Below are 24,680 nucleotides of genomic sequence, written 5' to 3' on the forward strand. Positions count from 1 at the left end.
GCCGCATTCCGCGCGGAGTACAAGCCGTTCCAGTAGCAACCTTGTTCGTTCGGTAGTTCAACCTTTGATCAAATCCATTTTTCATTCGACGGGAAATTTCATGAACAAAATCATAGTTGTACTAATGGCATTGGGATTTCTGGCAGAAACGGCGCATGCGCAAAGCAGCGTGACGCTATACGGCGTCGCGGACGACGGCATTACCTACACGAACAATCAGGGCGGCCATGCCAATTACCAGACCTTCAGTGGCGGGCTGGGCGGAAGCAAGTTCGGGCTGCTCGGCAGCGAGGATCTGGGGGGCGGCACGACCGCGATCTTCCAGCTCGAGAGCGGTTTCGATATGAACAGCGGCAAGTTCGGATATAACGGCCGGCTGTTTGGGCGTCAGTCTTATGTCGGATTGTCCGGCAACTACGGCAGCGTGCGTCTTGGCCGGCAGTATGACTTCATGGTGACGAATCTGCAGGCGCTCACCTCCGCGCAGTCGTTCGGCGGTTCGCTATCGTCGCATGCGGGCGACGTCGACGGAATCTGGGGCACGTATCCGGTCAGCAATACCGTCAAATACATCAGCCCGACCTACCACGGAGTCACAGCCGGCGCGCTATATAGCTTTGGCGGGGTGGCGGGCTCGGTCGGTTCGTCGCGGCAGTACGGCTTCGGTCTGAGCTATGCGAATGGCCCGCTCAAGCTGGCCGCCGCGTATCTCTACGTCAACAATCCGGCAGTGACGCGGTTTGACGGCACAACGGGCGCCACCGCCGGCCAGGCGTTCACGAACCCGGTGACGAATCCGATTTACAGCGGCTACGCCACCGCTCACAGCATGCAGACGTTCGGAGCAGGCGGCAACTATCAGTTCGGCGCGACGACGCTAGGCGCGCTTTACACCAACACCCGCTTTAGCAACGCAGTCGCGACGACGAGCACCTCGTTTCAGGGTTCAGCGACGCTCGCTTCGTACGAAGCGTTCGTGAGCCATCGCTTTACTCCTGCCGTCATGGCCGGTCTCACCTACGACTACACATCCTCGCCTCACGCGCATTACAACCAGGTGGCAGCGGGTTCGCAGTACCAGTTTTCCAAACGTACCTTTACCTATCTGATCGTCGCGTGGCAACGCGCCAGCGGCATCGATTCGACCGGGCACGCGGCGGTGGCGGACCTGACTTACCTGTCGCCGTCGTCGACGGCCAGTCAGGTTGCGTTGCGCGTGGGCATCCGGCACAGCTTCTAGCCGGCAAAGCGGTGCGGACCTGCCGGCCGGCGCGGTGGCTCGGGCGGCGGGCGTCATTCATAACGTTTGAATTCAAGCAGGGGCCAAACATGCTGGTCGAAATGCGGACTTATCAGATTACAGCCGGGAAGGTGGGTGAGTTTCTTGGAATCTACGAGCGCGAAGGGCTTGAGATCATCAGTCAGTACGCGCGGCTCAAAGGGTGCTGGACGAAAGATTCCGGCACGTTGAACTCGATCGTGTTCTGCTGGGGCTACGACGATTACGCGCATCGCGCCGCGCAGCGCGCCAAGCTCGCCGCTGATCCGCGCTGGCAAGCTTTCACGCCGCGCATTCTGCCCTATCTGGTGCATCAGGAATCCGTGTTTCTTGCGCCGGCACCGTTTTGCCCGGCTGACTGAAGCACCTGAGAATTTTTTCACACCGCGGGAGGCCCAATGCTATTCGCTGGCCGCGGTTTGTCTGTGAGGTGATCAATGATTGACTCTGAACTGGTCGACAGGATGGTGACGTGGCGGCGTGCATTGCATGCGCACCCCGAGACCGCCTTCGAAGAAATCTCCACAGCGCGGATGGTGGCGTCCGTACTGCGCGACTATGGTTTTGAAGTGACCGAGGGCGTGGGCAAAACGGGCGTCGTTGGAACGCTGACAAGAGGCAGCGGTCCGTCGCTCGGCCTGCGCGCGGATATGGATGCGCTACCCATGATCGAGTGCAACGAATTTGCGCACCGCTCCCAGCACCGGGGCAAGATGCATGCGTGCGGACACGATGGTCATACGGCGATGCTGCTGGGTGCGGCTGCGTCGTTAAGCCGGGATACCGGCTGGCACGGCACGCTGCACGTGATCTTCCAACCCGCGGAGGAGGTGGCCGGCGGCGGGCGCGTGATGGTCGAGGACGGACTCTTCGAGCGTTTCCCATGTGATGCGGTATTCGGTCTGCACAATTGGCCCGGTTTGCCGCTCGGCCATTTCGTGATCAACAGTGGACCCATGATGGCTTCGTTCGATACCTTCGAGATTCTCGTGGACGGCAAAGGCTCGCACGCGGCAATGCCGGAAGAGGGAATCGACGCGCTGGTTTGCGCGAGTCATGTCGTCATCGCGCTGCAGACTATCGTCAGCAGACGCATTCCGCCGAAGGAAGCCTGTGTCGTCAGCGTTACGCAGATTCACGGCGGCGAAGCATGGAATGTGCTGCCCGACAGAGCCTTGATCCGCGGCACCGTGCGCTGCTTCTCTGCCGACGTGCAGGCGCGAATCCGTGCGTTGCTGGAAGAGATCGGCACGCTGACGGCTCGGGCGCATGGCGCCGAAGCGGCCCTGACTTACCACTACGGCTATCCCGCGACGATCAACGCGCAGGCGGAAGCCGCTATCGCGGTCGACGCGGCGCGTGCGACCGTGGGCATCGAGGCGGTTGCGCTCGATTGCAAGCCGTCGATGGCATCGGAAGACTTCGCCTTCCTGGCGCAGGTACGACCCGGCGCCTATGTGTGGATGGGCGTGGATGGACCCGAACCCGGCGCTCCATTGCACAACTCGCACTACGACTTCAACGATGACGCATTGGCCACCGGCGCGACGTATTGGGTCAACGTGGTGAAGGCCTTCGGCGCTGCGCGTTCGTAAAGCGGCGCCGCTTTCAATGTCGAACGGCAAACGCCTGGTGACGGCGGCGCCGAACACGGAGCGTTGCCCGCAGCGGTCCGCTACCCATCCACTGATGGGAATGAAGACCGCCGGCCTGAGATAATGCAGGGGTACGCCGGGTGGCAGGCAAAGCCTGCCTTTCGCCCCAACGACGATATACTTTATCAAACCATAAGTCGTCATGTGAAGACGTATTTTCGGAAATCAGTAGGCACAGGGAGCGTCATGAAGGCCAAACCCAAAGATATTGCACAGCTGGGTGGTGGGACAGGAACGGTTCAGGCTGCCGTCAGGCGACCGATGAAAAAGGCGCCGCAGCGCTTGCCGCGTGCCGAGCGTCAGGCGCGTGTGCTGGCCAAGGCCGCCGAGTATTTCTCCGAGCACGGGCTGAATGCGCAGACCCGTGCGATCGCCGATGCATGCGGTATTTCGCAGCGTTTGCTGTACAGCCTGTTTTCCAGCAAGGCCGAGTTGATCGACGAGGTTTACAAGCGGGAGATAGCCGGGACTTTCAAGGCAATGTGGTTCATTCAATTGAAAGACCGCAGTGTGCCGATCGAAAGCAGACTCAACACGTTTTATCGTGAGTACTACGATACGTTGCTGACCCGGCGGTGGTTGAGGCTGTTTCTTTATTCCTCGCTTGAAGGCCTCGAGATGGCGCCGACCTACACCAATGCGGTCGTGACGCATGCGCTCGAGATCATCGTCACTGAGGCGGCTCACGAATTGAGCCGCAGCGTACCCGCCGATCCGGCGCATCTGACCGAGGTTGGCTGGCTCCTGCATGGAGCGGTATCGCACCTCGCAATCCGCCGGCGCATCTATTCCAACGACAACACCACGCCGACCGACGCCGTGATTGCCATGCACGTGCGCGCTTTCCTCGCGAGCATTCCCTCGCTGCTGCCGGCGCTGGAAGCGGCGTGAACGGCGCAAGCGGGGGCGCGAATGACGTGCGCGGCAAACGGCCTCCGGCGTGGACTGACACCGTGAAGCTGCAAAAGCTGCTGACTACCGAGTTCCACTTGTCCCGGCGTCGGCGCTGACCCGCGCTTGCGCCTGTTTGCGGTGCGCCAGCTCGCTCAACGACGGCAACGAGCGCGTTCATGCACCGCGATGGACCGCCGGCGTCCAGTATCCGACGCATTTCGCCCGGTACAATAGTTGCTTCAACTTATATCTGCCTGCGGCGATCACGCCTTCATAGGCGCGGGTTTTTTCCTTGATCGGAACGGCTGATTTCTATCCATGGAACTGAAATGGCTTGAAGATTTGCTGACCCTGGCGGCCACGCGTAATTTTTCGCGCACCGCCGAGCTGCGTTTCATGACGCAGCCGGCGTTCAGCCGGCGCATCAAGATGCTGGAAGAGTGGGTTGGCGTCACGTTGCTCGATCGCAACGCGCAGCCGATTGCGCTGACTGCGGCGGGTGAACGGTTCCGCGATATTGCTGAAGAGGTGGCCCGCCAACTCTACCAGGGGCGCGACGAGTTGCGTGCGGCAGCGGAGGGACTCGCCAGTACGGTCAAGTTTGTCGCGACACATAGCCTTTCGCTGACATTTTTCCCCCAGTGGATTAGCGCTTCTGAAAAGACGGGGGAAGTGCTGAAGTTCCGGCTCGATACCGGCCATGCGAACGCGTGTGTGCAGATGATGCTGCAGGGCATGAGCCACTTCATGCTGTGCCACACGCATCCTTCAGTCGATATTGGCCTCGACCCCAAACACTTTCTTGCCTATCGCGTTGGCTTCGACCGCTTGTTGCCGTTGTCGCTGCCCGGCGTCGACAATGAGCCGCTTGATTCGCTGGACAGTGCGTCTGTGCATCGCTGCCGGTACCTGGCGTACGCCGAAACATCTGCCATCGGCCGCGCGGTCGAGAACTTGTTGCGTACCTCGCTGCCAGCTAATCGGCTCGACCGCGTCTTCGCCTCCCCGCTCGCCGGCGTGTTGAACTCGATGGTGCGCGATGGGCGCGGACTTGCGTGGCTGCCGAAGAGCCAGGTCGGTCGCGAACTCGAATCGGGGGTGCTGGTGCGCGCGGGCTCTTCCGAATGGGATCTCGACGTCGACATTACGCTGTTCCGTCCACGCGCTCGCTTGCCCAGCAGCGCCGAAGCACTCTGGGAAGTTCTGACGGCCACTTCCGCTACGTATGCGGTTCAGTCGGCTGCTGCCTGAGTCGCCGCAATAAGTCACTGCAATAAGTCACTGCGATCGGCAGGTCTGGTCGCGCGGTCTTCGTTCGTCCCTATCCGGATAAGTCGTAAGCAGGAGCGATAACGCCATGCCCGCGCAGCATCGCGTGATCAAATTTCGGCATTGGATCGCATTTTTGTGGCCACCTACGATGCGCTCAAGTTGACCTGACTGGAGCGATTCGATGAATACGAAAGAGGTGAGCGCGGGTGCACAGGCCGACGGCCTCAAGCGCAACGCGTTGGGATTGATCAGTGCGATGGGCATGTCGCTCGCGTTTATCTCGCCGACCATCGGCGTGATGTTCATATCGGCGTTGATCGGCGGCAAGGCCGGCGTATCTTCGCCATTTGTGTTCGTGATGGGCACCGCGGGGATTGCGCTAATGGCGCTGACGATCGCGGAGTTCGCCAAGCGTGTCACGTCGGCGGGCGGCTTCTACAAGTTCATTACGCTGGGTCTTGGACGCGAGGCCGGATTTGCAGCCGGCATGCTGATGCTGTTTGCGTACGCGCTGCAAAGCCCGATCAACACCAATCTGTTCGGCGGTTTTCTCAGCAATGCACTTCGGAACGACTTCGGCATCACGGTGCCGTGGTGGGCGTTGATGATCGGCGTCGTAGTCCTGGTCGGCATTCTCGCCTGGTATTCAGTTCATGCGTCGATGCAATTTGACGTTGCGCTGTTGATCGCCGAGGTCGTGGTAGTGGGCGGCCTGTTGATCGTCATCGTGATCAAGGGTGGCGACGCCGGTCAGGTGCCGGAAAGCTTCTCACCGATGCACGCGGATCAGGGGTTCGGCGGTATCGGGCAGGCATTCGTCTTTATCGTCATGGCATTTTTCGGCTTCGAATCGTGCCTGACCGTTGCGGAGGAATGTCGTAATCCGCGCCGCAATCTGCCGATCGCGCTGATTGGATCCGTGGTGCTCGCTGGTTTGTGGTTCACGTTCGCGATGTATTCGATCGTGGTCGGCTACGGCTCGGCGCACATGGACAAGCTTGCCAATTCTCAGGAGCCGATCCACGACCTCGCCGTGCGCTATCTTGGGCACGTATACGGCAATCTCGTCGATCTCGCGGCCGTCTCTGCAATTGTCGCTGTCGTGCTTGCCATCCATACCGCCAATTTCCGCGTGCTGTACTCATTGGGCCGCGATGGGCTGCTTCACAAGGCGCTCGGCCGTACTCATCCGAAGCACAAGACGCCTCACGTGGCGATTATCGTATACTCGATCCTGACCCTCGTGGTGGGGATTGGTGCAGGGTTGTGGTGGGACCCGATGTCCGCGTTCGGCAATCTCGGCTATCTGTCGTCGCTCGGCATGTTGCCCATTCTGATCCTCACTAACGTCGCATTGCCTGTATTTATGTGGAAGCGCTATCGCCAGGAGTTTTCGCTGCTACTGCATGTCGCATTTCCCGTCATCTCTAACGTCATTTTCCTTGCGGCGATCTGGCTGAACGTTCATCCGTGGCCTGCCGCGCCGTTGACCGCTTTCCCGTGGATTGTCGTGGCCGTGATCGTCCTCGCCGCGGCCTGGGGCCGGCAACTGAAGCGTCGCGGCTCGCCAGCGTTCTATCGCCTGGGCGCGGTGCTCTTCATCGAAGGCGACGCGATCCCGGAAATGGTCGATGTCGAAATCAAATCGCTCGACGAATTGCCGGCCAGCTCGGCAACAACACGCGGTGCCGGCAAGGCGCTCGGTAGCAGCAACCAGGCGGTCTGAAAATTTCTTCGCCACGCAGACGTCTCTTCGTGGCTTGTAGCAACCAACCTGAGAATTGTGATGGGCAGACTGAATGGCAAGAGCGCGCTGATTACTGGCGGCGCGTCGGGCATAGGTAAGGCGATTGCGCAATTGTTCGCCGAGGAGGGAGCACATGTCGTGATCACTGACATCAATGCGGCGTCTCTCGCCACAGCGGTAGACGAGCTGACGCAATACGGCAAGGTGTCCGGTTGCGCAGGCGACGTCCGTTCGATGGCGGATGCCGGGCGCATGGTAGAGCGCGCGGTCGATGAGCATGGTGGTCTCGACATCCTCGTGTGTAACGCTGGCATTACCAGTGTGATGCCGGTCGAGCAACTTTCCGAGGACGAGTGGGATGCGGTTCTGACCACCAACGTCAAGGGCATGTTCACTATGGTCAAGCATGCGGTGCCTAAGATGATCGAGCGCGGCGGCGGCAAAATCGTGACGCTCGGCTCGGAGATGGGCATCGTCGCGGTCCCTGAGTCGCCGGCATATAACGCCAGCAAGGGCGCGGTAATGATGTTCACAAAATCGATCGCACTCGACCTGATCCGCCACAATATTCGCGTCAACGCGCTGTGTCCCGGCATTACGCGCACGCCGCTGTTGCAGGCGGAAGTCGACAACAGCCTTGACCCGGCGAAGACCGCCGCAGCTCAGGCGTCATGGGCGCCGATCATGCGCGTCGCCGACGCACGCGAAATCGCCTACGGCGCACTTTTTCTGGCTAGCGACGAGAGCTCGTTCGCGGTCGGTGCCGACCTCGTGCTCGACGGTGGCTTTACCGCGCGCTAGGCATTGAACGTATTCCCGACCGGATGATATCTGGCCACGCCCGCGTTACTGCTCGACGAAAGTCGGACGACACGCAATATCGCCCGTCTGGGGGAAGAGCTCGCGGCGCTCGCATGCCCGACTGCCGCCCGGCACGATCATTACACGGTCGTACAGACAGGGTCGCGCGAGATTCTCGAACAATGGTGAGATTCCGGGGATGGTGAAGACGCAGCCGCATCTCGAAGATACCGTTTCAATTCAACTGACGAGTAAAAAGATGAAGATAAAATTCCTGGTTGCGCTTGGGTGTAGTGCGCTGGTCAGTGCCGCACAGGCGCAAAGCAGCGTGACGCTGTACGGCGCGCTTGATACTGCCATCGGCTACGTGAGCAATCAGCCGAAAGCGAATGGCGGCACGGGTAGCGCGTTTCAGATGATAAACGGAACGCTGAGCGCCAATTCTTGGGGGTTGAAGGGCACGGAAGATCTGGGCGCTGGACTCTCCGCGGTCTTTAAACTCGAAAACGGGTTCGTTCTCAGCAACGGTGCCCTGAACAACAACGGGCGAGAGTTCGGGCGCGTCGCGACTGTCGGCTTGGCGAGCGTCCCGTTCGGCACTGTCACGCTCGGCCGGCAATTCGATCCGCTCGTCGACCTCGTCGAACCGCTGACCGAGGATGCGGTCTTTGGATCGGCGTTCGCGACTCCGGGCGATCTCGACAACTACGACGCGAGTCTCGGCGTCAATAACGCGGTGAAGTATGTGAGCCCGAGTTATGCGGGCTTCCAGTGGGAAGGGATGTATGCGCTCGGCGGGGTCGCGGGCAGCGGGTCGAGCGGTCAGACCTATGCGCTTGCAGTGGCATATGGGAACGGTCCACTGAATCTTGCGGTCGGGTACTTTCACGCCAACTTCGCGAACGCTTTCGTGTTGGCCAGCAGCGGCGTGTCGCTCGCACCGGGCGCTAGTGCACCGACGACCGACAACCCCTATTTTTCGAGTATCAATCGCGGACTGTTTTCGGCGAAGTCCTTGAGCATGATTCGCGCGGCCGCGAGTTATCAACTCGGTTTGTTCCAGTTCGGCGCGGCGTACAGCAACGCGGCATATGGCGAAGGATCGCTGTCGGCAAATACCCACTTTAATAACGCTACGCTCTACGCGAACTACAAACCGGGTCCCGCAACGACCCTGGGCGTCGGCTACAACTTCACCAAGGGCGATGGCGGTGCGCAGACCGACGCGACCTACAATCAGATCAGCCTGGGTGCCGATTACTCCCTCTCGAAGCGTACCGACCTGTATGCGCTGGCCGCATACCAGAAGGCGTCAGGTCGAACGGCCGATGGCGCAGGGGGCAGTACGGCGGCTACGGCGTCGATCGGCTCCTATGGCCTCGATTCAGGCAAGAATTCGGAAGCCATGGTGCTCCTCGGCGTGCGGCATCAATTTTAAAACGCCACGTGGTCGGGCGGACGCGGCGCACGGCACTGTCAAGTTGACGAGCATAGGCTACGTGTCGGGCTTGTCGCACCAGCAACGGACCTTCTCGTGCTTCCTTCCGGATTGCTGTCGTCAAGCTTCGCCAGCTGCTCGCAGTGCTTTCTCACTAGCACCCAAGCACCGGTTGAAATTCTCGCCAGCACTCCAAGCCGCTCAACGGCGGCTTCGAGTTCGTTGGTCCAGCGATAGCCGGCGTTCAACCGCAGGCAATCGTCATAAGCGCCTGCCTGCCCAAACAGATGCCCTGGGGCAAAACCGATTCCTTCGGCAAGATACTGCTCCACAGCCGTTCCGCGAGTTGTCTGTATCGCGGCAAGACGGATTCTGCAGTTCCCATGAGCGCGATCAGGTTGGGTAAATCTGTTATGTAACAGATTCTTCGCTGTTGTGTATAGGCCGTTCGTGATCGGAATGCCAACAGAAGCCCTCATTCAGGGGAATACCATGAGCACCACAGTCCGATATGACTTCCGTAGCGACACCGTTACCCGGCCAGGTCCGGCCATGCGCGCGGCAATTGCCGCGGCCGAAGTTGGCGATGACGTTATGGGCGATGACCCGACTGTAAAGCGGCTTGAAGAACGGATGGCTGACATGCTCGGGAAAGAGGCAGCACTGTTCGTGTCGTCGGGTACGCAGTCGAACCTGATCGCGCTCATGGCGCATTGCGAGCGCGGCGACGAGTACATCGTCGGCCAGAATGCCCACTGTTACCGCTGGGAGGCGGGCGGTGCAGCGGTGCTGGGCGGTATCCAGCCCCAGCCGCTGAACAACCAGGCGGACGGTTCGCTACTGCTCAAGGACATCGAGGAAGCCATCAAGCCGGATGATCCACACTTCGCGCGCACGCGCCTGCTCACCCTCGAAAACACGATCGGCGGACAGGTTTTATCACTGTCTTACGCCGATGCTGCAACGATGCTGGCCCGTCGGCACGGGCTCGCCTGCCACCTGGATGGAGCCCGGCTATTTAACGCCGCCGTGGCCCTAAGGCTTCCGGTCAGCATGTTGGCGTGCCCGTTCGACACGATATCCGTATGTCTTTCCAAAGGACTCGGCGCGCCAGCAGGATCGGTGCTAGTTGGTCCTGCGTCAATGGTCGTCAAAGCAAAGCGCCTGCGCAAGATGCTGGGCGGCGGCCTGAGGCAAGCAGGGATTCTCGCCGCGGCGGGCCTTTATGCGCTGGAACACCATATCGATCGGCTCGCTGACGATCATGCCAATGCAAAGGCGCTCGCGCAGGGTTTGTCGAAACTTCCGGGTCTGTCCGTATCGGTGCCCGCCACAAATATCGTCTTCGTGGAAGTTGCCGCCGAAGTCGCATTGGACTTCGCAAACCATCTGGCCGCGCACGGTGTCGGCGTCACGTCAGTATATGGTGCAACCCGACAGCGCTGGGTCACGCACCTTGACGCCGGCGAGAAGGCCGTAGCGTTTGCGCTTGCTGCCGCCCGCGATTTCTTTGATGGCCGCCATTCGCGTGGCTTGGCGAGCGTACCTCACGCTGAGCGCAGCTAGCGCCTTAGCGGGCCGTATAGCCGTAAGGAAGTCTCCCGGATTCCCTCAACTATTCGCAATCATGCCTCGCATTACCGCGAAGGGAGGGCGGCGTTCATACCATCTGCATCTGTCCAAGTACCTGCGCCACGCCTACAGGCGGTGTCTTTCGCGGTTTCTTCGTCCCGGCCATCGTCGCTTTCATAAATTCTGTGAGACGAAACCGTACCTGAACGACTTGGCGCGATAGCGTCGTTTTGCAGACCTCCTTAACTCTGGTGTTAATGATGAAGTTACGTGGCGTTAACCACGGAGGCATTTTGGCTGCCAATAATCCGCTCCGTCGTATGCCTTCGCGTGCTCGCAGGCGCAGCAGCCCCGGCAAACTTCCAGAGACGGGTCTCAACCTATCGGCGGCGATCCATCCACGAACGATCGAGGAGTCAAGCAATGAAGCAGGTAGCCGCAGTCATCAACGGTGAGTCGATTCAGACTCGCAACACCGTCGCGGTGTTGGATCCATCCAGCGGCGAGGTCATCGCCGAGACGCCGGACTGCGGTCCTGCGGAAATCGACCTTGCCGTTAGCGCGGCACGGCGCGCGTCGCATCAGTGGCGCAAGGTGGCGGTTGCTGACCGCGCGCGGATTTTGCGCCGCTTCGCGCAACTGATCGAACGTGACCGGGATGATCTGGGGCATCTTGAAGCACTGCAGACGGGCAAGCCTTTGCGGCAAGCGCGACGTGATGCTGAACTCACTGCGCGGTATTTCGACTTCTACGCAAGCGCAGTCGAAACACACTACGGATCGTCCATTCCGCTGAACGCGGATACGTTGATTTTTACGCAATGGGAGCCGCATGGGGTCACGGCGCATGTGATTCCGTGGAATTACCCGATGCAGATCTTCGCGCGCACCATCGCACCGGCGCTGGCGATGGGCAATTGCTGTGTGTTGAAGCCTGCTGAAGAAGCGCCGTTGACGGCCCTCCGACTAGCATTGCTAGCAATCGAAGCGGGCTTGCCCGCCGGCGCGCTGAACGTTGTGACCGGCTATGGTGAGACGGCAGGGGCGGCGTTGACGGGCCACAGCGACATCGACCATATCTCGTTCACCGGCTCGGTCGAAGTGGGACGCACCATCGCTCGCGCGGCCGCCAACCGCGTGATTCCCGTGACTCTCGAGTTGGGCGGCAAGTCGCCCAATATCGTGTTCGCCGATGCAGACATGGAACGCGCCGTGCCGGGCGTGGTCAACGCCATTCTTCAGATGGCAGGCCAAACATGCTCGGCCGGTTCGCGGCTGCTGGTCCACGAAAGCGTGCACGACATTCTGGTGGAGCGCATCCAGCAGGCCTTTGCCGATGTGACGATCGGTCCTGCGCTAAGCGATCTGACCCTCGGGCCACTCATCTCGCAGGCGCAACGCAGCCGCGTCCTGTCGTTCCTCGAACAGGCCCGGGGCAACGGCGCGAAGATCGTCGCCGGCGGCAACGCGCTGAACGGCGGCGTGTTCGGCGAGGGCTTCTTCCTGCAGCCGACGTTGATCGACGATGTCGACCCCGATAGCCCGCTGGGCCAGGAAGAAGTCTTCGGGCCGGTGCTGGCAGTGACCCGGTTCCGCGACATTGACGAAGCGGTGCAGTTCGCCAATGGCACGGACTACGGTCTGGTGGCCGGCGTGTGGACGCGCGATCTGAGCACTGCGCACAGGATGATCCGCGAGGTGTTGGCGGGACAGGTCTTCGTCAACACTTACGGCGCTTCGGGTGGCGTTGAACTGCCGTTCGGCGGTTTCAAGCGGTCGGGGTATGGGCGCGAGAAAGGCGCGGAGGGACTGCGCAGTTTTGCGCAGATCAAGACCGGCGTCGTCGCGCTGTAAGTACCCGCAACCCATTCCAAAGTCGGATATATGCCGAGCATACGAATATCAACGGACCCGAGTGCGCCGGGCAGCAGTAGCGAGTCGCGCACAGCAATGTCTGGTTCAATCGAGTGCTTACCCACCCCCGCATTGTTGCTCGACGAGAGCCGCATGATGCGCAACATCACGCGTCTACGAGCACGTCTCGCGGAACGCGGCGTCAATTTGCGCCCGCACCTGAAGACGCCGAAGTCGATCGAAGTGGCTCGCCGCGTGATGGACGGTCCGGGTGGACCGGCCACGGTTTCGACCCTGCAGGAAGCGGAGCAATTTGCCGCCGGCGGCCTGCGCGACATCCTCTACGGTGTAGGCGTGGTGCCCAGCAAGCTCGCGCGCGTGACTGCGTTGCGCCGGCAGGGCATCGACTTGTCGGTCGTGGTGGACAACGTCGACGCCGCGCGTGCGGTGGCCGAGCAATCGTGCCGCACGAATGACCGTATTCCAACGCTGATCGAGATCGACTCGGACGGTCATCGCGCCGGCGTTCGGCTTGAGGACACGGTCAACCTGGTGACCATCGGAAACACGCTGCATGGCGGCGGTGCGGAATTGCGCGGCGTCATGACTCACGCGGGCGAATCGTACGCCTGCGGGAGCATCGAAGAGATCGTCGCAATCGCCGAACGCGAACGCGCTGCCGCGGTCGGTTGCGCAACGGTGTTGCGCGATGCGGGACTGCCCGCCCCGGTCGTTAGCGTGGGCTCGACGCCGACGGCTCATTTCGCGGCCGACCTGACGGGCGTCACGGAAGTGCGTGCGGGTGTGTTCGTCTTCTTCGATCTCGTGATGACGGGTCTTCAGGTTTGCACGGTCGACGACATCGCGCTCAGTGTGCTTGCCACCGTCATCGGTCACCAGGCAGACAAGGGGTGGATTCTCGTCGATGCGGGCTGGATGGCGGTGTCGCGCGATCGCGGTACGGCGTCGCAGCGCATCGACCAGGGTTATGGTGTCGTGTGTAGTGTCGACGGCGTGCCCTACCCAGACCTGATCATGGTCCAGGCGAATCAGGAGCAGGGGATTATCGCCGTACGAAACGGTAGTGGGGCGTCGCCGCCTCACTTGCCAATCGGTTCGCTGGTGCGCATCCTTCCGAATCACGCCTGCGCGACCGCCGCCCAGCACGCCAACTACGAGCTGATTCGCACGGGCTCGCGAGAAATCGCGGCGCAGTGGCCACGATTTAACGGCTGGTGAAAATTGCCGATCAATTGATCCGCCCGCTGACAAGTCACGTATCCGCATAGTGGATTTCACGTTGGAGAATGGCTCAACAAGTTGTGTTGGCTGATTCCGCACAGCGGTGAAATGGAAGCGATGTAGAGGAATACGAAATTAATATAAATGGTTGGTTGTATCTTTGCGTCGCGCCGATGGTGCCCGGAACAGGCCGGTCGACGTCATCTTTCCGGGCGGGAGAAATGTCATGAAGATTCGCTTTGATGCAGGCCGTCTCTTTGCGTGGCTGGCGGTGAGTTGCGGCGCCTTGACTCTGGGGATGCCGGCTGCGCACGCCGATGAAGATCACCTGAGCACGGTGGTCAAGCGCGGTACGCTGTTGTGCGGCACGGACAACGCGACGCCGGGATTCGGCTATCTGAATACGAAGACCGGCAAGATGGAAGGGATGGATGTCGACCTGTGCAAGGCGACCGCCGCCGCCGTACTAGGTGATCCGAAGAAGGTCCAGTATGTGATCGTGACGGACCGGAGCCGTTTCAACGCGCTTCGCACCGGACAGGCCGACGTCGTGTTCGCCCATAGTACGGTCACTCCGACGCGCGAGTCGGCGGCGCTTAGCATTTCCTTCTTGCCCACTAACTTTTATGACGGCACCGGCATCCTCGTCAAGACCGCACTGAAAGTTAAACACATTGGCGACCTCAACGGCGCAACGTTCTGCACCACCCAAGGTTCGGAAACGGAACAGATGCTGGCCGGTTACTTCAAGGCTCATAACTGGAAAACATCGACAAAGGCGCTGACTTATCAGGACACGAACAAGCTGTTCGACGCCCTGAATTCCGGACGTTGTGACGCGATGGTGACGGACAAGTCCGCTTTGGCCGGCTGGCGCGGTAATGCGAGCAGTCCGGCTGCTTTCGAGATTCTCCCTGAGGCGTTCGACAAATCGCCGCTGGCTGGATTTGTATCGCAGGACGATCCTCGCTGGCACGCTGCGTTGACGTGGATTGTGAATGCGACCTTCGAAGCCGAAGAACACGGCATCACGTCGGTCAATCTCTCAACGTTCGTGAAGACCACAGATCCGTACCTGCAAAAATTCCTGGGGGTAAGCGGTACGCTCGGCAAGGACTTCGGTCTGCAGCCTGATTTTGTGCAGAAGGTCATCGCGTCCGTCGGCAACTACGGGGAAATCTACGACCGCAACATTGGCCCCAAGACACCCTATGCAATCGAGCGCAAGGGTTCTCTGAACGCGCCTTGGAACGAAGGCGGCATGATCTATTCGCCGCCTTGGTATTAAGCAGCGTGAGTCGCGCTGAAGCCAGTGGCGAGTAACCTGCCGCCGTCTCCAGCGGAGTCCGGATATGAAACCAGATGAACTGTCCGACTGTAATGGAAGTTCTGACGCAGTGGAGAAGGAACCGTGTCGCAAGTAAAGCTGTCCAGCACGGAAAACAGATCGTTCGGCCATCCTCTTTCGCCCGCTTCACAATCGGAGTTGAAGCGGCGGAGATTGGCATACACACGAGCGGCGGCGATCCAGACGCTGATCCTTGCGGGCATGGTCGCGGCCGTATTGGCCTTCCTGGGCATGGTATGGGCAGGTCTTCGACGCCATGGCATCGGTTTTAGCCTCGACTTTCTCGAGCAGCCCGCTGGCTTCAACCTCAGTGAAGGCCTCACGATAGCCAAGGGTCCGCATGGCCTGTCGCTGGTGCCGTTCAATTCCCAGCAGACGTACGCCCAGGCGCTGTTTGCGGGTTTTTATAACACGCTCGTCGTCACGCTCATATCGATAGTGCTTGCCACGGTTGTCGGCGTGATTGTTGGCGTTGGACGGATGTCGAGGAATTGGATTGTCAAAAACTGGGCGTGGGCGTTTGTCGAACTGATACGAAATACGCCGCTGCTCATCCAGCTCATCTTCTGGTATTTCGCTGTGCTGCTGCAACTGCCGAGCCTGGCGGATGCGTCGCTGTTGCATGGCGCATTGATCGCGAGCCGGCAAGGTGTGTTTATCCCGTGGCTTGTCGCAACGCCGGCTTTCTCTCGCTACGCGTGGTTTGCAGGACTCGCGGCGGCCGTGTTCGTCATTGGCGTGCTGCTTCGCACGCCAGGTCGGCGTCGCGCGGCTTTTGCAACTGGTGCCGGGATACTGGTGCTGGGCATGGCGTTCGCTGGACGGCCGTTCAGCATCGACATGCCGCAGGCCAGCGCCTTTTCGGTGTCGGGCGGCGCCGGCTTCTCTCCGGAGATGGCCAGCCTGATCATCGCACTCGGCGTGAACTTCGCCGCGTACGTGGCTGAAGTGGTCCGCGGCGCGGTGCAATCGATCGACAAAGGACAGTGGGAAGCCGCTGCGGCATTAGGTCTTGCTCATCGCGAATCCCTCTGGGTCGTCGTCTTGCCGCAGGCGGTACGCGTCATCCTGCCGTCGCTTGGCAACCTGTACGTCACCGTGGCCAAGAGCACCTCCTTTGCGATTGCGATCGGCTTTCCCGATATGTTCAGTGTATATGGAACTGTCGCCAACCAGACCGGCCGGGCGCTGGAAGGCATCATCATCGTCATGGCGGTATATACGCTGATCAGTTTGTCCATCAGCGCGATCGCGAATCTGTACAACCGGCATGTCATGAAGAAAGGAGCACGGTAATGGCGATGAAAATCGGCTACTGGGCGCGGCATAACCTGTTTGCGAGCCCTTCCAGTTCGCTGCTCTCTCTCGTGTCGATTCCGCTGACGCTGTATGTCGCGATCTTTGCCGCGCGCTGGGTCCTGTTCACGGCGCATTGGTCGGTCGTGGTCGATAATCTGGCCGTATTGCTGGTTGGGACGTTTCCCGGGGACCAGATCTGGCGTGCGCTGGTCGCTGGGGCTGGACTGAGCGCACTGTTCGGCATGACACTAGGTCTGGTGTTGATCGCGAAACGCTGGAAGCGCTATGTTGTCATCGCAGCCGCTCTGGCGGTGGCCGCCGCGGTATCTTATGGGATGCAACTGCAGTGGCTCGCCGGTGCGTTCGGCTGCCTGTCCATTGCACTTTTAGCATGCGCCGCTACGAGCCGCTGGCCGCGGATCGGTCGTGGCATGGGCCTGTTGTGGCTTCTGGGCGTGGGTGCCCTCTGCGCGTTGCTGGTTCCGGCCGGCGTCGACCGATGGGGTGGTCTGCTCCTGAGCGTCCTCGTGACGGTGATTGCTACCTTGCTCAGCCTGCCGGTAGGCATCCTGCTGGCATTCGGCAGAAAGAGCCGGTTCTCGAGCCTGCGACTGGCGTGCTCGGGGTACATCGAATTGATGCGTTCCGTGCCGCTCGTCTGTACCGTCTACTGGTCATGGATCATTATTCCGCTGGTGTTTCCCCCTGACATTCACATTCCCGATCTGGCTCGGGGTGTCGCGGGTTTCGTACTGTTCTACGCGGCCTACGCCGCCGAGTATGTACGTGCGGGTATTCAGAGCGTGCCGCGGGGGCAATCGGAGGCAGCCCAGTCATTGGGCTTCAGCAAGCTGGACGAGAGTTTCATCGTCGTTCTTCCACAGGCGTTGAAGGCGGTGATTCCTGCGCTCGTCGGGAACGTGCTTGACCTGTTCAACAACGTACCGGCGCTGTTCATCATCGGGCTCACCGATTTCCTGAAGGCGGGACAAACGGTGCTCGCCAATCCGCAGTACAGCAGCTCGCAATATGAGGTCTACGTTTTTCTGTTCGCAGCTTACCTTGCGATCGGCTCGCTCATATCGTACGGGGCTCGCCGTATCGAACTGAAGATGAGCGAAGGGGCGCGCTAACCGGCGCGTCGAACAAATTGATGGCCGGCCTCTTTGCTGGGTGAAGATATTTTTGACGAAGGAGTGGATATGTCTGCGATTGTCCAAATGCACAAGCTGAACAAATCGTACGGCGCATTTCACGTGTTGAAAGACATAGATCTGCAGGTACAGGGTGGCGAAGTGGTTGTCATTATCGGGGCAAGCGGCTCCGGCAAGTCGACCCTGATTCGTTGCGTCAATGGGCTGGAGAATTTCGGCGACGGCCGACTGATTGTCGATGGCATTGAGCTGGCGCCATCGGAGGATGGGTTCGGAACGTCGAGGAAGGAATTGGCCGGTATCCGCAGGGAAGTCGGCATGGTGTTCCAGCACTTCAACCTGTTTCCGCACAAGACCGTTCTGGAAAATGTGATGCTTGCGCCGATCCGCGTTCGCAGGTGGCCCCGTGCGCGCGCCGAAACGATCGCCCACAAGCTCCTCGAGCGCGTTGGATTGCGCGACCATGTCGACAAGTACCCCTCCCAGCTTTCCGGCGGACAGCAGCAGCGGGTCGCCATTGCCCGTTCGCTGGCAATGGAGCCGCGGGTCATGCTGTTTGACGAGCCGACGTCGGCACTTGACCCAGAAATGGTAGGCGAGGTTCTTGAAGTGATGCGCGAGCTTGCCAGTTCGGGGATGACGATGATGATCGTTACCCATGAAATGGGCTTCGCGCGCGAGGTGGCAGACCGGGTCATCTACATGGACCACGGCAAGGTGCTCGAACAGGGCAAGCCGGCAGTCATTTTCGACAGTCCCACGCATGAGCGAACGCGAACGTTCCTGTCACGGGTGCTCAAGCATTGATGCCGCAGCGACGCTTGCCGATCCAGCAACGTATCCCGCCGGCGCACGGTGAGGGTGGTGTCGCGAAGCTGGTGTCGTATCTGTCCCAGTGCATGAGTCTGCAACCGGGGTGATGTGATATCCACCGGCACGCCGCCGGGAGTTGGAATGGGCGTCAAGCCGTCGCCGATCTACCTGAAAGCAGGTCAGACGATTCGCCTTGGCATCGAGGGCCTCAGCGTCGTCAAACAGAGGGTCGTTCGAGGCTCTGACTATCCGGTTGGTACGCGTTGGTCATTGCGAATCCGAATGATCCACAAAAAATTGGACTATTCACCCACAGAGGTTCACCACTATGCGAAATGATGCGAGGCTGATGCTTCTCGACAAACATCAGGTCGAGGCCCTCTTAAAGGCTAACGATGTAATTGAAGCGGTACGCGAGGCGTTCGCTCTGCACAGTCAGGGCGAAGGTCGTGTCTTCCCGGTGGTGCGGGAGCCGCTCGTGACGGGCGGCGTATTCGGAATCAAATCGGGCGACGTACAGTCGCAAGATCTGCTCGGATTCAAGGCTGCCGGATTCTGGCCGGCAAACCGCGGCTTGGGCGGCGAACCGCACCAGGCCACCATTCTCTTGATCGATCCGAAAACCGGCCGGCCTGAGTGCGTCATCGACGGTAATGCAATCACGACCATGCGCACGGGCGCTGCCGGCGGCTTGGGTTTGACCCTCCTCGCGCGTGCGAACAGTGCTCGTCTGTGCGTATTCGGCACAGGTGTACAGGCACAAGTGCAGGTCAGATTCGCATTGCGTGTGCTCGAACAGCTTTCCTGCGTTCGCTATGTCACCGTAGACGGCGAGCGGGACGTCTCGTTTGAAGCGCAGTTCGCCGGACGTTGCGAAGTCCTGCATGCGACCGACCGTAACGCCGCGGTGGCCGACAGCGATGTGGTAGTCACGGCCACTCCGGGCAAGGAGCCACTCTTTGACACGCAGGCAGTGCAACCCGGCACTCACCTCAACTGCGTCGGCGCGGACACCAAAGGCAAACGCGAACTTCCGGCGGGTCTGCTGGCGCGTGGCCGCCTCTTTGTCGACGACCGGATCCAGGCGCGCGAAATCGGCGAGACGCAATGGGCGCCTGACACTGCATGTATCGAGATCGGCGATTTGATCACCGGCCAGGCCCGGATAGACCGGCAACCTGACGACATCACCCTGTTCGACATGACCGGTATAGCCCTGCAGGATCTGACGGTCGCGCGGTTGCTTCACGAGCGTGCCTGTGAAACGGGGACGGGGACCTCGCTGGCGTGGCCCTGGTAGTATCATCGGTTCACCGGCCGTTAGACCAGACCCGGCTCTGCTCAGATCGTTGACCTTACTATCTCGAACGGGTTTGCGAAGTCGAACGGATGGCGCTTTCAACGGGCGTGCGACTAAAGCCAGTCAATCCGGAGATCGCGCGATTGACCTTCGAGCAAATGGAGTCCGTCGCTGACGAAGCCAGCCGGCAGCATCTCGATAGCGTGAAACGCAGACTGAACACGCTGGAACCCGACTACCGCGATTAGGGTGCATTAGCGCGTTTGATCGTGGCGATCGCATCGCCGCGCGCGACGTCGGCCACAGGTCGGTCAGGCAGCACTCGCCGGAGTTATCAATCCAGCAGCACCTGCGTCCTGTCCGCTCTTGCCACGCTGGGGTTGTTCGCTATCACCGCGCCGTAACCAGGGTTGTTGCAACGTCGACGTCTGGAGAAAGTCCAGAAAACGCATAACGCGCATGGAACGTCCATGCCGGGAGCTGACCAGTGCGACGATATCTGCGTCCGGCTGCATCCATGCCTCGAGCAGCGGGACGAGCCGCCCCGCGTGCAGATGTTCGGCGACGTCCCACTCGGAACGCGAAATGATGCCGAGGCCCGCAAGCGCCCAATCGCGCACGGTGCCTCCGTCATTGCTCGTCAGCGCCGGCTCGATTCTGATGTTCGCCGGCACCCCTTGGTGTTGCGGCGTGAAGCGCCACATCGTTACGTCTTCATCGTTTTCGCGCAGCGCGATGCAGTCATGCGTGAGTAATTCCTCCGGACGCCGCGGTTTACCGCGCCGCGCCAGATAGCTCGGCGCCGCGCAGAGGATGCGCCGATTAGGCGCAAGGCGCCGGCTAACGAGCGACGAATCACGTAGCTCGCCGATATGGACCATCAGGTCCCACATGTGGTCCGACACTCGCGCGGGGCGATCGGACAGCATGAGGCTTGCGCTCACTTCCGGATAGAGACCACGAAACAGCGCAATGGCAGGTGCCACGTAACGCTGTCCGAAACCGAGCGGCGCGATCACACGCAGATGTCCGGCCACCGTGCCGCGTCGCGACGCCAGCGCGTCCGACAAACTGCCGATGTCGTCGCAAATCTGTCGTGCGCGGACGGCAAGCAGCTCGCCTTCATCGGTGAGCAACATGCGCCGACCCGATCGGTCGATTAACCGCATGCCCAACCGGGTTTCCAGAAGACGAAGTCGCTGCGTAACTGCGGACGGCGTGACATCGAGGTTACGTGCAGCATCCGCCAGCGACGCAGCGCTCGCGAGCGTGATGAAAAAACGCAGGTCCTCGGTCGAGATCATTGACTTGAGCGTAAGCGTGACGATCGGTGAATGTTAGTCCGTGGCTTTATTGATTGCCATTACTTTTTCACGCCAGTCAACGTGAACCCCGTCCGCCGCCAGATGAAAGTATGTCGCTTGCGTTGATGATGGCCGAGGCGATATCTTCGACTGTCATACGCTTGGCCATCGCCTGGTCGCGCATGATCTTATATGCTTCGTCCTTGCTGACGCGGCGCTGGCCGCACAGAATGTCCTGAGCCTCTGAGACTTTGCGGGCGCTGCCGATCTTTTCTTCCAGGCGCGCGATGCGCTTGCATAGCTTCTTGCGCTCACGGCCGATCTCACGCGCGAGAACAAGTGCGCTCAGCAGGCCGAATGACCGGATGGGCGAAGTGACGACAGCCTTCGCGTCGATGCGCAGCATTGCCTCCATGACAGTGGGGTTCTCGTAGTTGAGAACCGCGATAGTCGGCGGCGAGTCATCGTCCGCAGACCAGTCGTCAATGGCGTTCAACTTGTCCGGAAGAAGCGCAAAGAAAACGACGTCGGTACTGTGCGGCGGCGATTGCAATGGCGGCCAGAAAGCCTGCACGCTGCATCCGATGCGCTCGAGTTGTTGCGTAAGCTGCGCACCGTCGCCGTCATGCGGATGGAACACGCAGACACGCAGCGACCGCAAATCGCTTAGCAGATGCGAAATCGGCAAGGGCTGCGCCGGCCTTCCGTGGCCGGCCTGGTCATCGTCGTTCATTTAACAGCTCCCGCGCGTCATCGAACCATCCAGTCACCGAGCGCGTGGGCGACGAGATAAGGATCGGGCCGTATCGGTGCCTCCGACTCCCAGACGATGTCGAATTGCCCTTCCTGGTTCACGCGCCCGATGCGCGGATTCAAATGTGTATGGTGAGTCGACGGATCAATACTGACCGGGCCCTGCGGCGCGTCAAATTTGCTGCGAAGCAACTCCGGCATCAGCGTCTCGATGTCCGCAGAGCCAGCGGCACGCATTGCCCGCGCAAAGAGATGAACCTGAAAGTAAGCTGCCTCCCAGCTTGCATTCGGCACCGTTTCGCATCCGTACATTCGGCCGAACTTCTCCAGGCAGGCACGATTGGTCGCTGACGCGATTGAACGAAAATAAGGCGCCGCCGTGATATGGCCCTCAGCGATGTCGGCGCCCATCTGTTCGACGGCGCTTTCCGACGTTGTCAGGCTAGCGATAGGCATCGACGCCGGGTCGAGGCCGGCTCGCGCATACGCGCGATAGAAGTGCTGCGTCGCGTTTCCTACCACCGTCGAAAATATGAAATCGGGGTTTGTCGCGCGAATGTCGTCGATTATCGCAGTGAAATCCTCTTCGGCGGCGTCGAGGCGGACGTATCGTTCGCCAACCTTCGCACCGCCCCGGTACTGAGATACGAGGTCCGACATGATGCGGTTCGACTCATACGGGTAAATGTAGTTCGAGCCGACCAGATAGACTCGAGCACCGAAGTTCGATGTCATGAAGTCGGCGAGCTGCACGCTGTTCTGATTGGGCGCTGCGCCGGTATAGATGACGTTTTCCGAGTATTCGAAACCTTCGTACAACGTCGGATAAAAAAGCAGCCGGTTCCAGCGTTCGACGACCGGCACTACCGCCTTGCGCGCACTCGACATATAACAGCCGAAAATCACCTGAACGTTGTTGGTCAGGATAAGCCGTTCCGCGAATTCCCGATACTTCTCGGGATTCGAAGCCGGATCGTACCGGACTGGCACGAGTTCCATTCCGCCGATGCCGCCCGCGTCGTTGATCTCGCTTATTGCGAAGAGCGTTCCATAGAGTTGCGATGATTCAATCGCCGACGTAACGCCCGTTTCGGAAAAAAGTACGCCTACTTTGACAGTCTCGGTATATGCCACTGTGGTGCACGCCTGTAAGCCTTGATTCGTACCTGGAATAATCAGCAGCCGCATAGGGGCTAACTAATTGTCGCTGAACAAAAATAGCTTGCCTGTAATAGGCTCTTCGTTGCCGGCCCCGGCTGAGTCGTATAGGGCTATCGCAAGCTTTCGAGCACCTTGCCGATCTGCCATGCCAGGTCACGCGCGCCATCCAGTATCAGGTAGCGGTCCGCACCAAAAATGGTGCGGACATATTTGCCCGCGTCTCTGTCCAGAGCACAGCAGAACGGCTGGATACCGAGCGAAGACACTGCGGACACTGCGTGGCGTGCGTCTTCGATAAGATGAGTGGAGTCGTGGACGTCGACGTCGCGTGGTTGGCCGTCCGTGACGAGCATCAACAACCTTGCGTCGCTCTGTTCATTGTCAAACTGCTTCGCCGCATGCCGCAATGCCGGGCCTACGCGCGTCGAAAAGGCGCCCCTCTGGGCATGCAGCCTGCTGTGCTGCGCTTCGCCGAACGGTTCGTCGAAATCCTTGATGCGTGTGTAACGCACATCATGGCGTCCGTTCGAACAAAAGCCGTGCACGGCGATACGGGCTCTGGTCGGTTCCAGAATTAACGCCAACTTTGCCGCAGCTGCTTTCTCGACGTCGAGAACCGTCGTCGTGCCTTCAGTGGTGTTGTCATTCGTGGAAGCCGAAAAGTCCAGCAAAAGCAGGAGCGACACGCTCGGCGGCGTCCGTCGCCTTTGCTCGAAGATTCTCCCGTCGCCGCTTACGCCTGTGCGTCGCGCGATGCCATGGTCGATGACGGCAGCCAGATCGAGTTCGTCGCCTTCCAGCCGGCCGCGAAAGGGCGTGGTCGGCCGCTGTCGGCAGCGCAACCGGTGCGATGGGTCTGTCGCCTCCAGGAGCTGGACACTGTCGTGAGCGCTCGTTTGCTCGCGGTCGTACACGCAAGCCCAGTCCTCGAAAAGCAGTCCCACCCGGGCATGCCACTCCGGATAACGGTAAGAACGCAGCGCGCCATCGGTCGGCGGATTTTCGTGCGAGGCCTGAGAGTCCGCCATGTCCGATTGTGCCGTAGCCCGATGGTCCGCATCGGGCGCGCGTTCCAGCCGCGCATGCGCCGGCTCGCTTTCGACGGCCCATAGGTATGTATTGTCGTCCCGGTAACGCGGCTCCACGCTGTATGACAGGGCATCGAATTGCACGCGCATTTGCGCGAGGTCTACGGCCAATATGTCGGCAACTTCCTGATGGGCCCCAATGTCCTCGTGACGGTCAGCGATTTCGTCGACGAGCCGACGGCCCTTGCAGACCCAATCGTTCGGATCGTTGTAACCGGGATCGTGCAGCGCGCGGGCAAGGCGCGCCGCGAGCGAGGCGAAGGTCTGCGGACCATACCCCGCCGATGCCGAGTGAAATGCGCCCCACAAATCGTGCAGGCCAGGGTACTCGCGCATCATCAAGCGTTCTACTCGCGCGTCCTCAATGAGCGATGCGAGTGCGATTCTCAGTGCGCCGCGCGAGCCGATCGGCGTCGATGGGCGCGAGAAGCGCAGATGCGCGAGAGCGTGAGCCACGCACGCCTGATAAAGTCTCACGGCAATCGGGCCGTCGCAGTCTGGAACCCAGGCGACGCGGATCAGGTCTGTGCCAATCGACGTCCGCAATGAAACGGCGTCGCTTTGGCCGGGTATGTCGGCCGTGATCACGACGCGTATCGGTGCAGGGTCTTTCAGCCCGTCGCTTGCATCGACATTCGGGAGCGCGAAGCCAGCCGCATAGCATTCGAGCATCCGCATCGTCGCAACAAACGGTGAGCGCCTGTCG

The 24,680-nt window shown here is 60.4% G+C and carries 21 protein-coding genes and 1 pseudogene; 17 read left to right on the forward strand and 5 right to left on the reverse strand.

All coding sequences use genetic code 11. The annotated features are described in order from the left end of the window. Window positions 1-100: 100 nt before the first annotated feature. The 8 genes from SB772_RS36580 to SB772_RS36615 all read left to right on the forward strand — a co-directional run bounded on the left by SB772_RS36580 (window position 101) and on the right by SB772_RS36615 (window position 9,086). On the forward strand, window positions 101-1,240 hold the full coding sequence (locus SB772_RS36580) for a porin (RefSeq protein ID WP_410837989.1): 1,140 nt from the start codon (window positions 101-103) through the stop codon (window positions 1,238-1,240). A gap of 89 nt (window positions 1,241-1,329) precedes the next feature. Continuing rightward, the gene (locus SB772_RS36585) at window positions 1,330-1,641 is read left to right on the forward strand and encodes an NIPSNAP family protein (protein ID WP_410837990.1); all 312 of its coding nucleotides are present in this window, start codon (window positions 1,330-1,332) and stop codon (window positions 1,639-1,641) included. A 75-nt stretch (window positions 1,642-1,716) separates the two neighbouring features. After that, window positions 1,717-2,874 carry a M20 aminoacylase family protein gene (locus SB772_RS36590; protein WP_410837991.1) on the forward strand — a complete coding sequence of 386 codons (1,158 nt, stop codon included), beginning with the start codon at window positions 1,717-1,719 and terminating at the stop codon, window positions 2,872-2,874. Window positions 2,875-2,997: 123 nt separating this feature from the next. Next, window positions 2,998-3,825, forward strand: a complete 828-nt coding sequence (locus SB772_RS36595; protein ID WP_410837992.1) for a TetR/AcrR family transcriptional regulator — start codon at window positions 2,998-3,000, stop codon at window positions 3,823-3,825. A gap of 321 nt (window positions 3,826-4,146) precedes the next feature. Beyond that, window positions 4,147-5,079 carry a LysR family transcriptional regulator gene (locus tag SB772_RS36600; RefSeq protein WP_410837993.1) on the forward strand — a complete coding sequence of 311 codons (933 nt, stop codon included), beginning with the start codon at window positions 4,147-4,149 and terminating at the stop codon, window positions 5,077-5,079. A 202-nt stretch (window positions 5,080-5,281) separates the two neighbouring features. Next, on the forward strand, window positions 5,282-6,826 hold the full coding sequence (locus SB772_RS36605; RefSeq protein ID WP_410837994.1) for an APC family permease: 1,545 nt from the start codon (window positions 5,282-5,284) through the stop codon (window positions 6,824-6,826). A gap of 60 nt (window positions 6,827-6,886) precedes the next feature. Further along, window positions 6,887-7,648, forward strand: coding sequence for an SDR family NAD(P)-dependent oxidoreductase (locus SB772_RS36610; protein WP_410837995.1), 762 nt, complete (start codon window positions 6,887-6,889; stop codon window positions 7,646-7,648). Window positions 7,649-7,907: 259 nt separating this feature from the next. Next, the gene (locus SB772_RS36615; protein WP_410837996.1) at window positions 7,908-9,086 is read left to right on the forward strand and encodes a porin; all 1,179 of its coding nucleotides are present in this window, start codon (window positions 7,908-7,910) and stop codon (window positions 9,084-9,086) included. Between the two features lie 38 nt (window positions 9,087-9,124). Here SB772_RS36615 and SB772_RS36620 read toward each other — a convergent pair whose 3' ends face one another. Continuing rightward, window positions 9,125-9,418: a hypothetical protein gene (locus SB772_RS36620; RefSeq protein WP_410837997.1), complete on the reverse strand. Its 294-nt coding sequence runs from the start codon at window positions 9,416-9,418 to the stop codon at window positions 9,125-9,127. Window positions 9,419-9,578: 160 nt separating this feature from the next. Here SB772_RS36620 and ltaE point away from each other — a divergent pair, with 160 nt between their 5' ends. From ltaE to SB772_RS36665, 9 genes and pseudogenes are all read left to right on the forward strand, one after another. Beyond that, window positions 9,579-10,652, forward strand: coding sequence for a low-specificity L-threonine aldolase (gene ltaE / locus SB772_RS36625; RefSeq protein ID WP_410838037.1), 1,074 nt, complete (start codon window positions 9,579-9,581; stop codon window positions 10,650-10,652). Between the two features lie 429 nt (window positions 10,653-11,081). After that, the gene (locus SB772_RS36630) at window positions 11,082-12,512 is read left to right on the forward strand and encodes an aldehyde dehydrogenase family protein (protein WP_410837998.1); all 1,431 of its coding nucleotides are present in this window, start codon (window positions 11,082-11,084) and stop codon (window positions 12,510-12,512) included. 96 nt (window positions 12,513-12,608) lie between these two features. Beyond that, window positions 12,609-13,751, forward strand: coding sequence for an alanine racemase (locus SB772_RS36635; RefSeq protein ID WP_410837999.1), 1,143 nt, complete (start codon window positions 12,609-12,611; stop codon window positions 13,749-13,751). A 229-nt stretch (window positions 13,752-13,980) separates the two neighbouring features. Next, a complete protein-coding gene (locus SB772_RS36640; RefSeq protein WP_410838000.1) occupies window positions 13,981-15,042 on the forward strand; it encodes a transporter substrate-binding domain-containing protein in 1,062 nt (353 codons plus the stop codon). A gap of 213 nt (window positions 15,043-15,255) precedes the next feature. Further along, window positions 15,256-16,398: an ABC transporter permease subunit gene (locus tag SB772_RS36645; protein WP_410838001.1), complete on the forward strand. Its 1,143-nt coding sequence runs from the start codon at window positions 15,256-15,258 to the stop codon at window positions 16,396-16,398. Next, complete coding sequence (locus SB772_RS36650) at window positions 16,398-17,534, forward strand: amino acid ABC transporter permease (RefSeq protein ID WP_410838002.1); 1,137 nt, start codon at window positions 16,398-16,400, stop codon at window positions 17,532-17,534. The genes SB772_RS36645 and SB772_RS36650 overlap by 1 nt, the downstream gene beginning before the upstream one ends. An 87-nt stretch (window positions 17,535-17,621) precedes the next feature. Then, window positions 17,622-18,362, forward strand: a complete 741-nt coding sequence (locus SB772_RS36655) for an amino acid ABC transporter ATP-binding protein (RefSeq protein WP_410838003.1) — start codon at window positions 17,622-17,624, stop codon at window positions 18,360-18,362. 59 nt (window positions 18,363-18,421) lie between these two features. Beyond that, window positions 18,422-18,578 (forward strand): annotated as a pseudogene (locus SB772_RS36660) (fumarylacetoacetate hydrolase family protein); the annotation flags it as partial. Window positions 18,579-18,696: 118 nt separating this feature from the next. After that, window positions 18,697-19,668 carry an ornithine cyclodeaminase family protein gene (locus tag SB772_RS36665; protein WP_410838004.1) on the forward strand — a complete coding sequence of 324 codons (972 nt, stop codon included), beginning with the start codon at window positions 18,697-18,699 and terminating at the stop codon, window positions 19,666-19,668. Between the two features lie 311 nt (window positions 19,669-19,979). On the opposite strand, the gene SB772_RS36670 is transcribed toward SB772_RS36665, so the two are convergent. From SB772_RS36670 to SB772_RS36685, 4 genes are all read right to left on the reverse strand, one after another. Further along, complete coding sequence (locus SB772_RS36670; RefSeq protein WP_410838005.1) at window positions 19,980-20,972, reverse strand: LysR family transcriptional regulator; 993 nt, start codon at window positions 20,970-20,972, stop codon at window positions 19,980-19,982. A 76-nt stretch (window positions 20,973-21,048) separates the two neighbouring features. Beyond that, window positions 21,049-21,705, reverse strand: coding sequence for an ANTAR domain-containing response regulator (locus tag SB772_RS36675; protein ID WP_410838006.1), 657 nt, complete (start codon window positions 21,703-21,705; stop codon window positions 21,049-21,051). A 17-nt stretch (window positions 21,706-21,722) separates the two neighbouring features. Then, window positions 21,723-22,859, reverse strand: a complete 1,137-nt coding sequence (locus SB772_RS36680; RefSeq protein ID WP_410838007.1) for a transporter substrate-binding domain-containing protein — start codon at window positions 22,857-22,859, stop codon at window positions 21,723-21,725. 137 nt (window positions 22,860-22,996) lie between these two features. Further along, a complete protein-coding gene (locus SB772_RS36685; protein ID WP_410838008.1) occupies window positions 22,997-24,646 on the reverse strand; it encodes a nitric oxide reductase activation protein NorD in 1,650 nt (549 codons plus the stop codon). Window positions 24,647-24,680: the final 34 nt, after the last annotated feature.

Origin of the sequence: Paraburkholderia sp. SIMBA_030, from assembly GCF_046535245.1 — a bacterium.
Taxonomy (GTDB): domain Bacteria; phylum Pseudomonadota; class Gammaproteobacteria; order Burkholderiales; family Burkholderiaceae; genus Paraburkholderia.

Bases quoted from the DNA above. Each gene is read 5' to 3' on its own strand.
- ltaE (WP_410838037.1), top strand. From the start codon at position 9,579: ATGAGCACCACAGTCCGATATGACTTCCGTAGCGACACCGTTACCCGG.
- SB772_RS36590 (WP_410837991.1), top strand. From the start codon at position 1,717: ATGATTGACTCTGAACTGGTCGACAGGATGGTGACGTGGCGGCGTGCA.
- SB772_RS36600 (WP_410837993.1), top strand. From the start codon at position 4,147: ATGGAACTGAAATGGCTTGAAGATTTGCTGACCCTGGCGGCCACGCGT.
- SB772_RS36610 (WP_410837995.1), top strand. From the start codon at position 6,887: ATGGGCAGACTGAATGGCAAGAGCGCGCTGATTACTGGCGGCGCGTCG.
- SB772_RS36635 (WP_410837999.1), top strand. From the start codon at position 12,609: ATGTCTGGTTCAATCGAGTGCTTACCCACCCCCGCATTGTTGCTCGAC.
- SB772_RS36665 (WP_410838004.1), top strand. From the start codon at position 18,697: ATGCGAAATGATGCGAGGCTGATGCTTCTCGACAAACATCAGGTCGAG.
- SB772_RS36580 (WP_410837989.1), top strand. From the start codon at position 101: ATGAACAAAATCATAGTTGTACTAATGGCATTGGGATTTCTGGCAGAA.
- SB772_RS36670 (WP_410838005.1), bottom strand. From the start codon at position 20,972: ATGATCTCGACCGAGGACCTGCGTTTTTTCATCACGCTCGCGAGCGCT.
- SB772_RS36595 (WP_410837992.1), top strand. From the start codon at position 2,998: ATGCAGGGGTACGCCGGGTGGCAGGCAAAGCCTGCCTTTCGCCCCAAC.
- SB772_RS36655 (WP_410838003.1), top strand. From the start codon at position 17,622: ATGCACAAGCTGAACAAATCGTACGGCGCATTTCACGTGTTGAAAGAC.
- SB772_RS36675 (WP_410838006.1), bottom strand. From the start codon at position 21,705: ATGAACGACGATGACCAGGCCGGCCACGGAAGGCCGGCGCAGCCCTTG.
- SB772_RS36650 (WP_410838002.1), top strand. From the start codon at position 16,398: ATGGCGATGAAAATCGGCTACTGGGCGCGGCATAACCTGTTTGCGAGC.
- SB772_RS36630 (WP_410837998.1), top strand. From the start codon at position 11,082: ATGAAGCAGGTAGCCGCAGTCATCAACGGTGAGTCGATTCAGACTCGC.
- SB772_RS36685 (WP_410838008.1), bottom strand. From the start codon at position 24,646: ATGCTCGAATGCTATGCGGCTGGCTTCGCGCTCCCGAATGTCGATGCA.
- SB772_RS36605 (WP_410837994.1), top strand. From the start codon at position 5,282: ATGAATACGAAAGAGGTGAGCGCGGGTGCACAGGCCGACGGCCTCAAG.
- SB772_RS36615 (WP_410837996.1), top strand. From the start codon at position 7,908: ATGAAGATAAAATTCCTGGTTGCGCTTGGGTGTAGTGCGCTGGTCAGT.
- SB772_RS36640 (WP_410838000.1), top strand. From the start codon at position 13,981: ATGAAGATTCGCTTTGATGCAGGCCGTCTCTTTGCGTGGCTGGCGGTG.
- SB772_RS36585 (WP_410837990.1), top strand. From the start codon at position 1,330: ATGCTGGTCGAAATGCGGACTTATCAGATTACAGCCGGGAAGGTGGGT.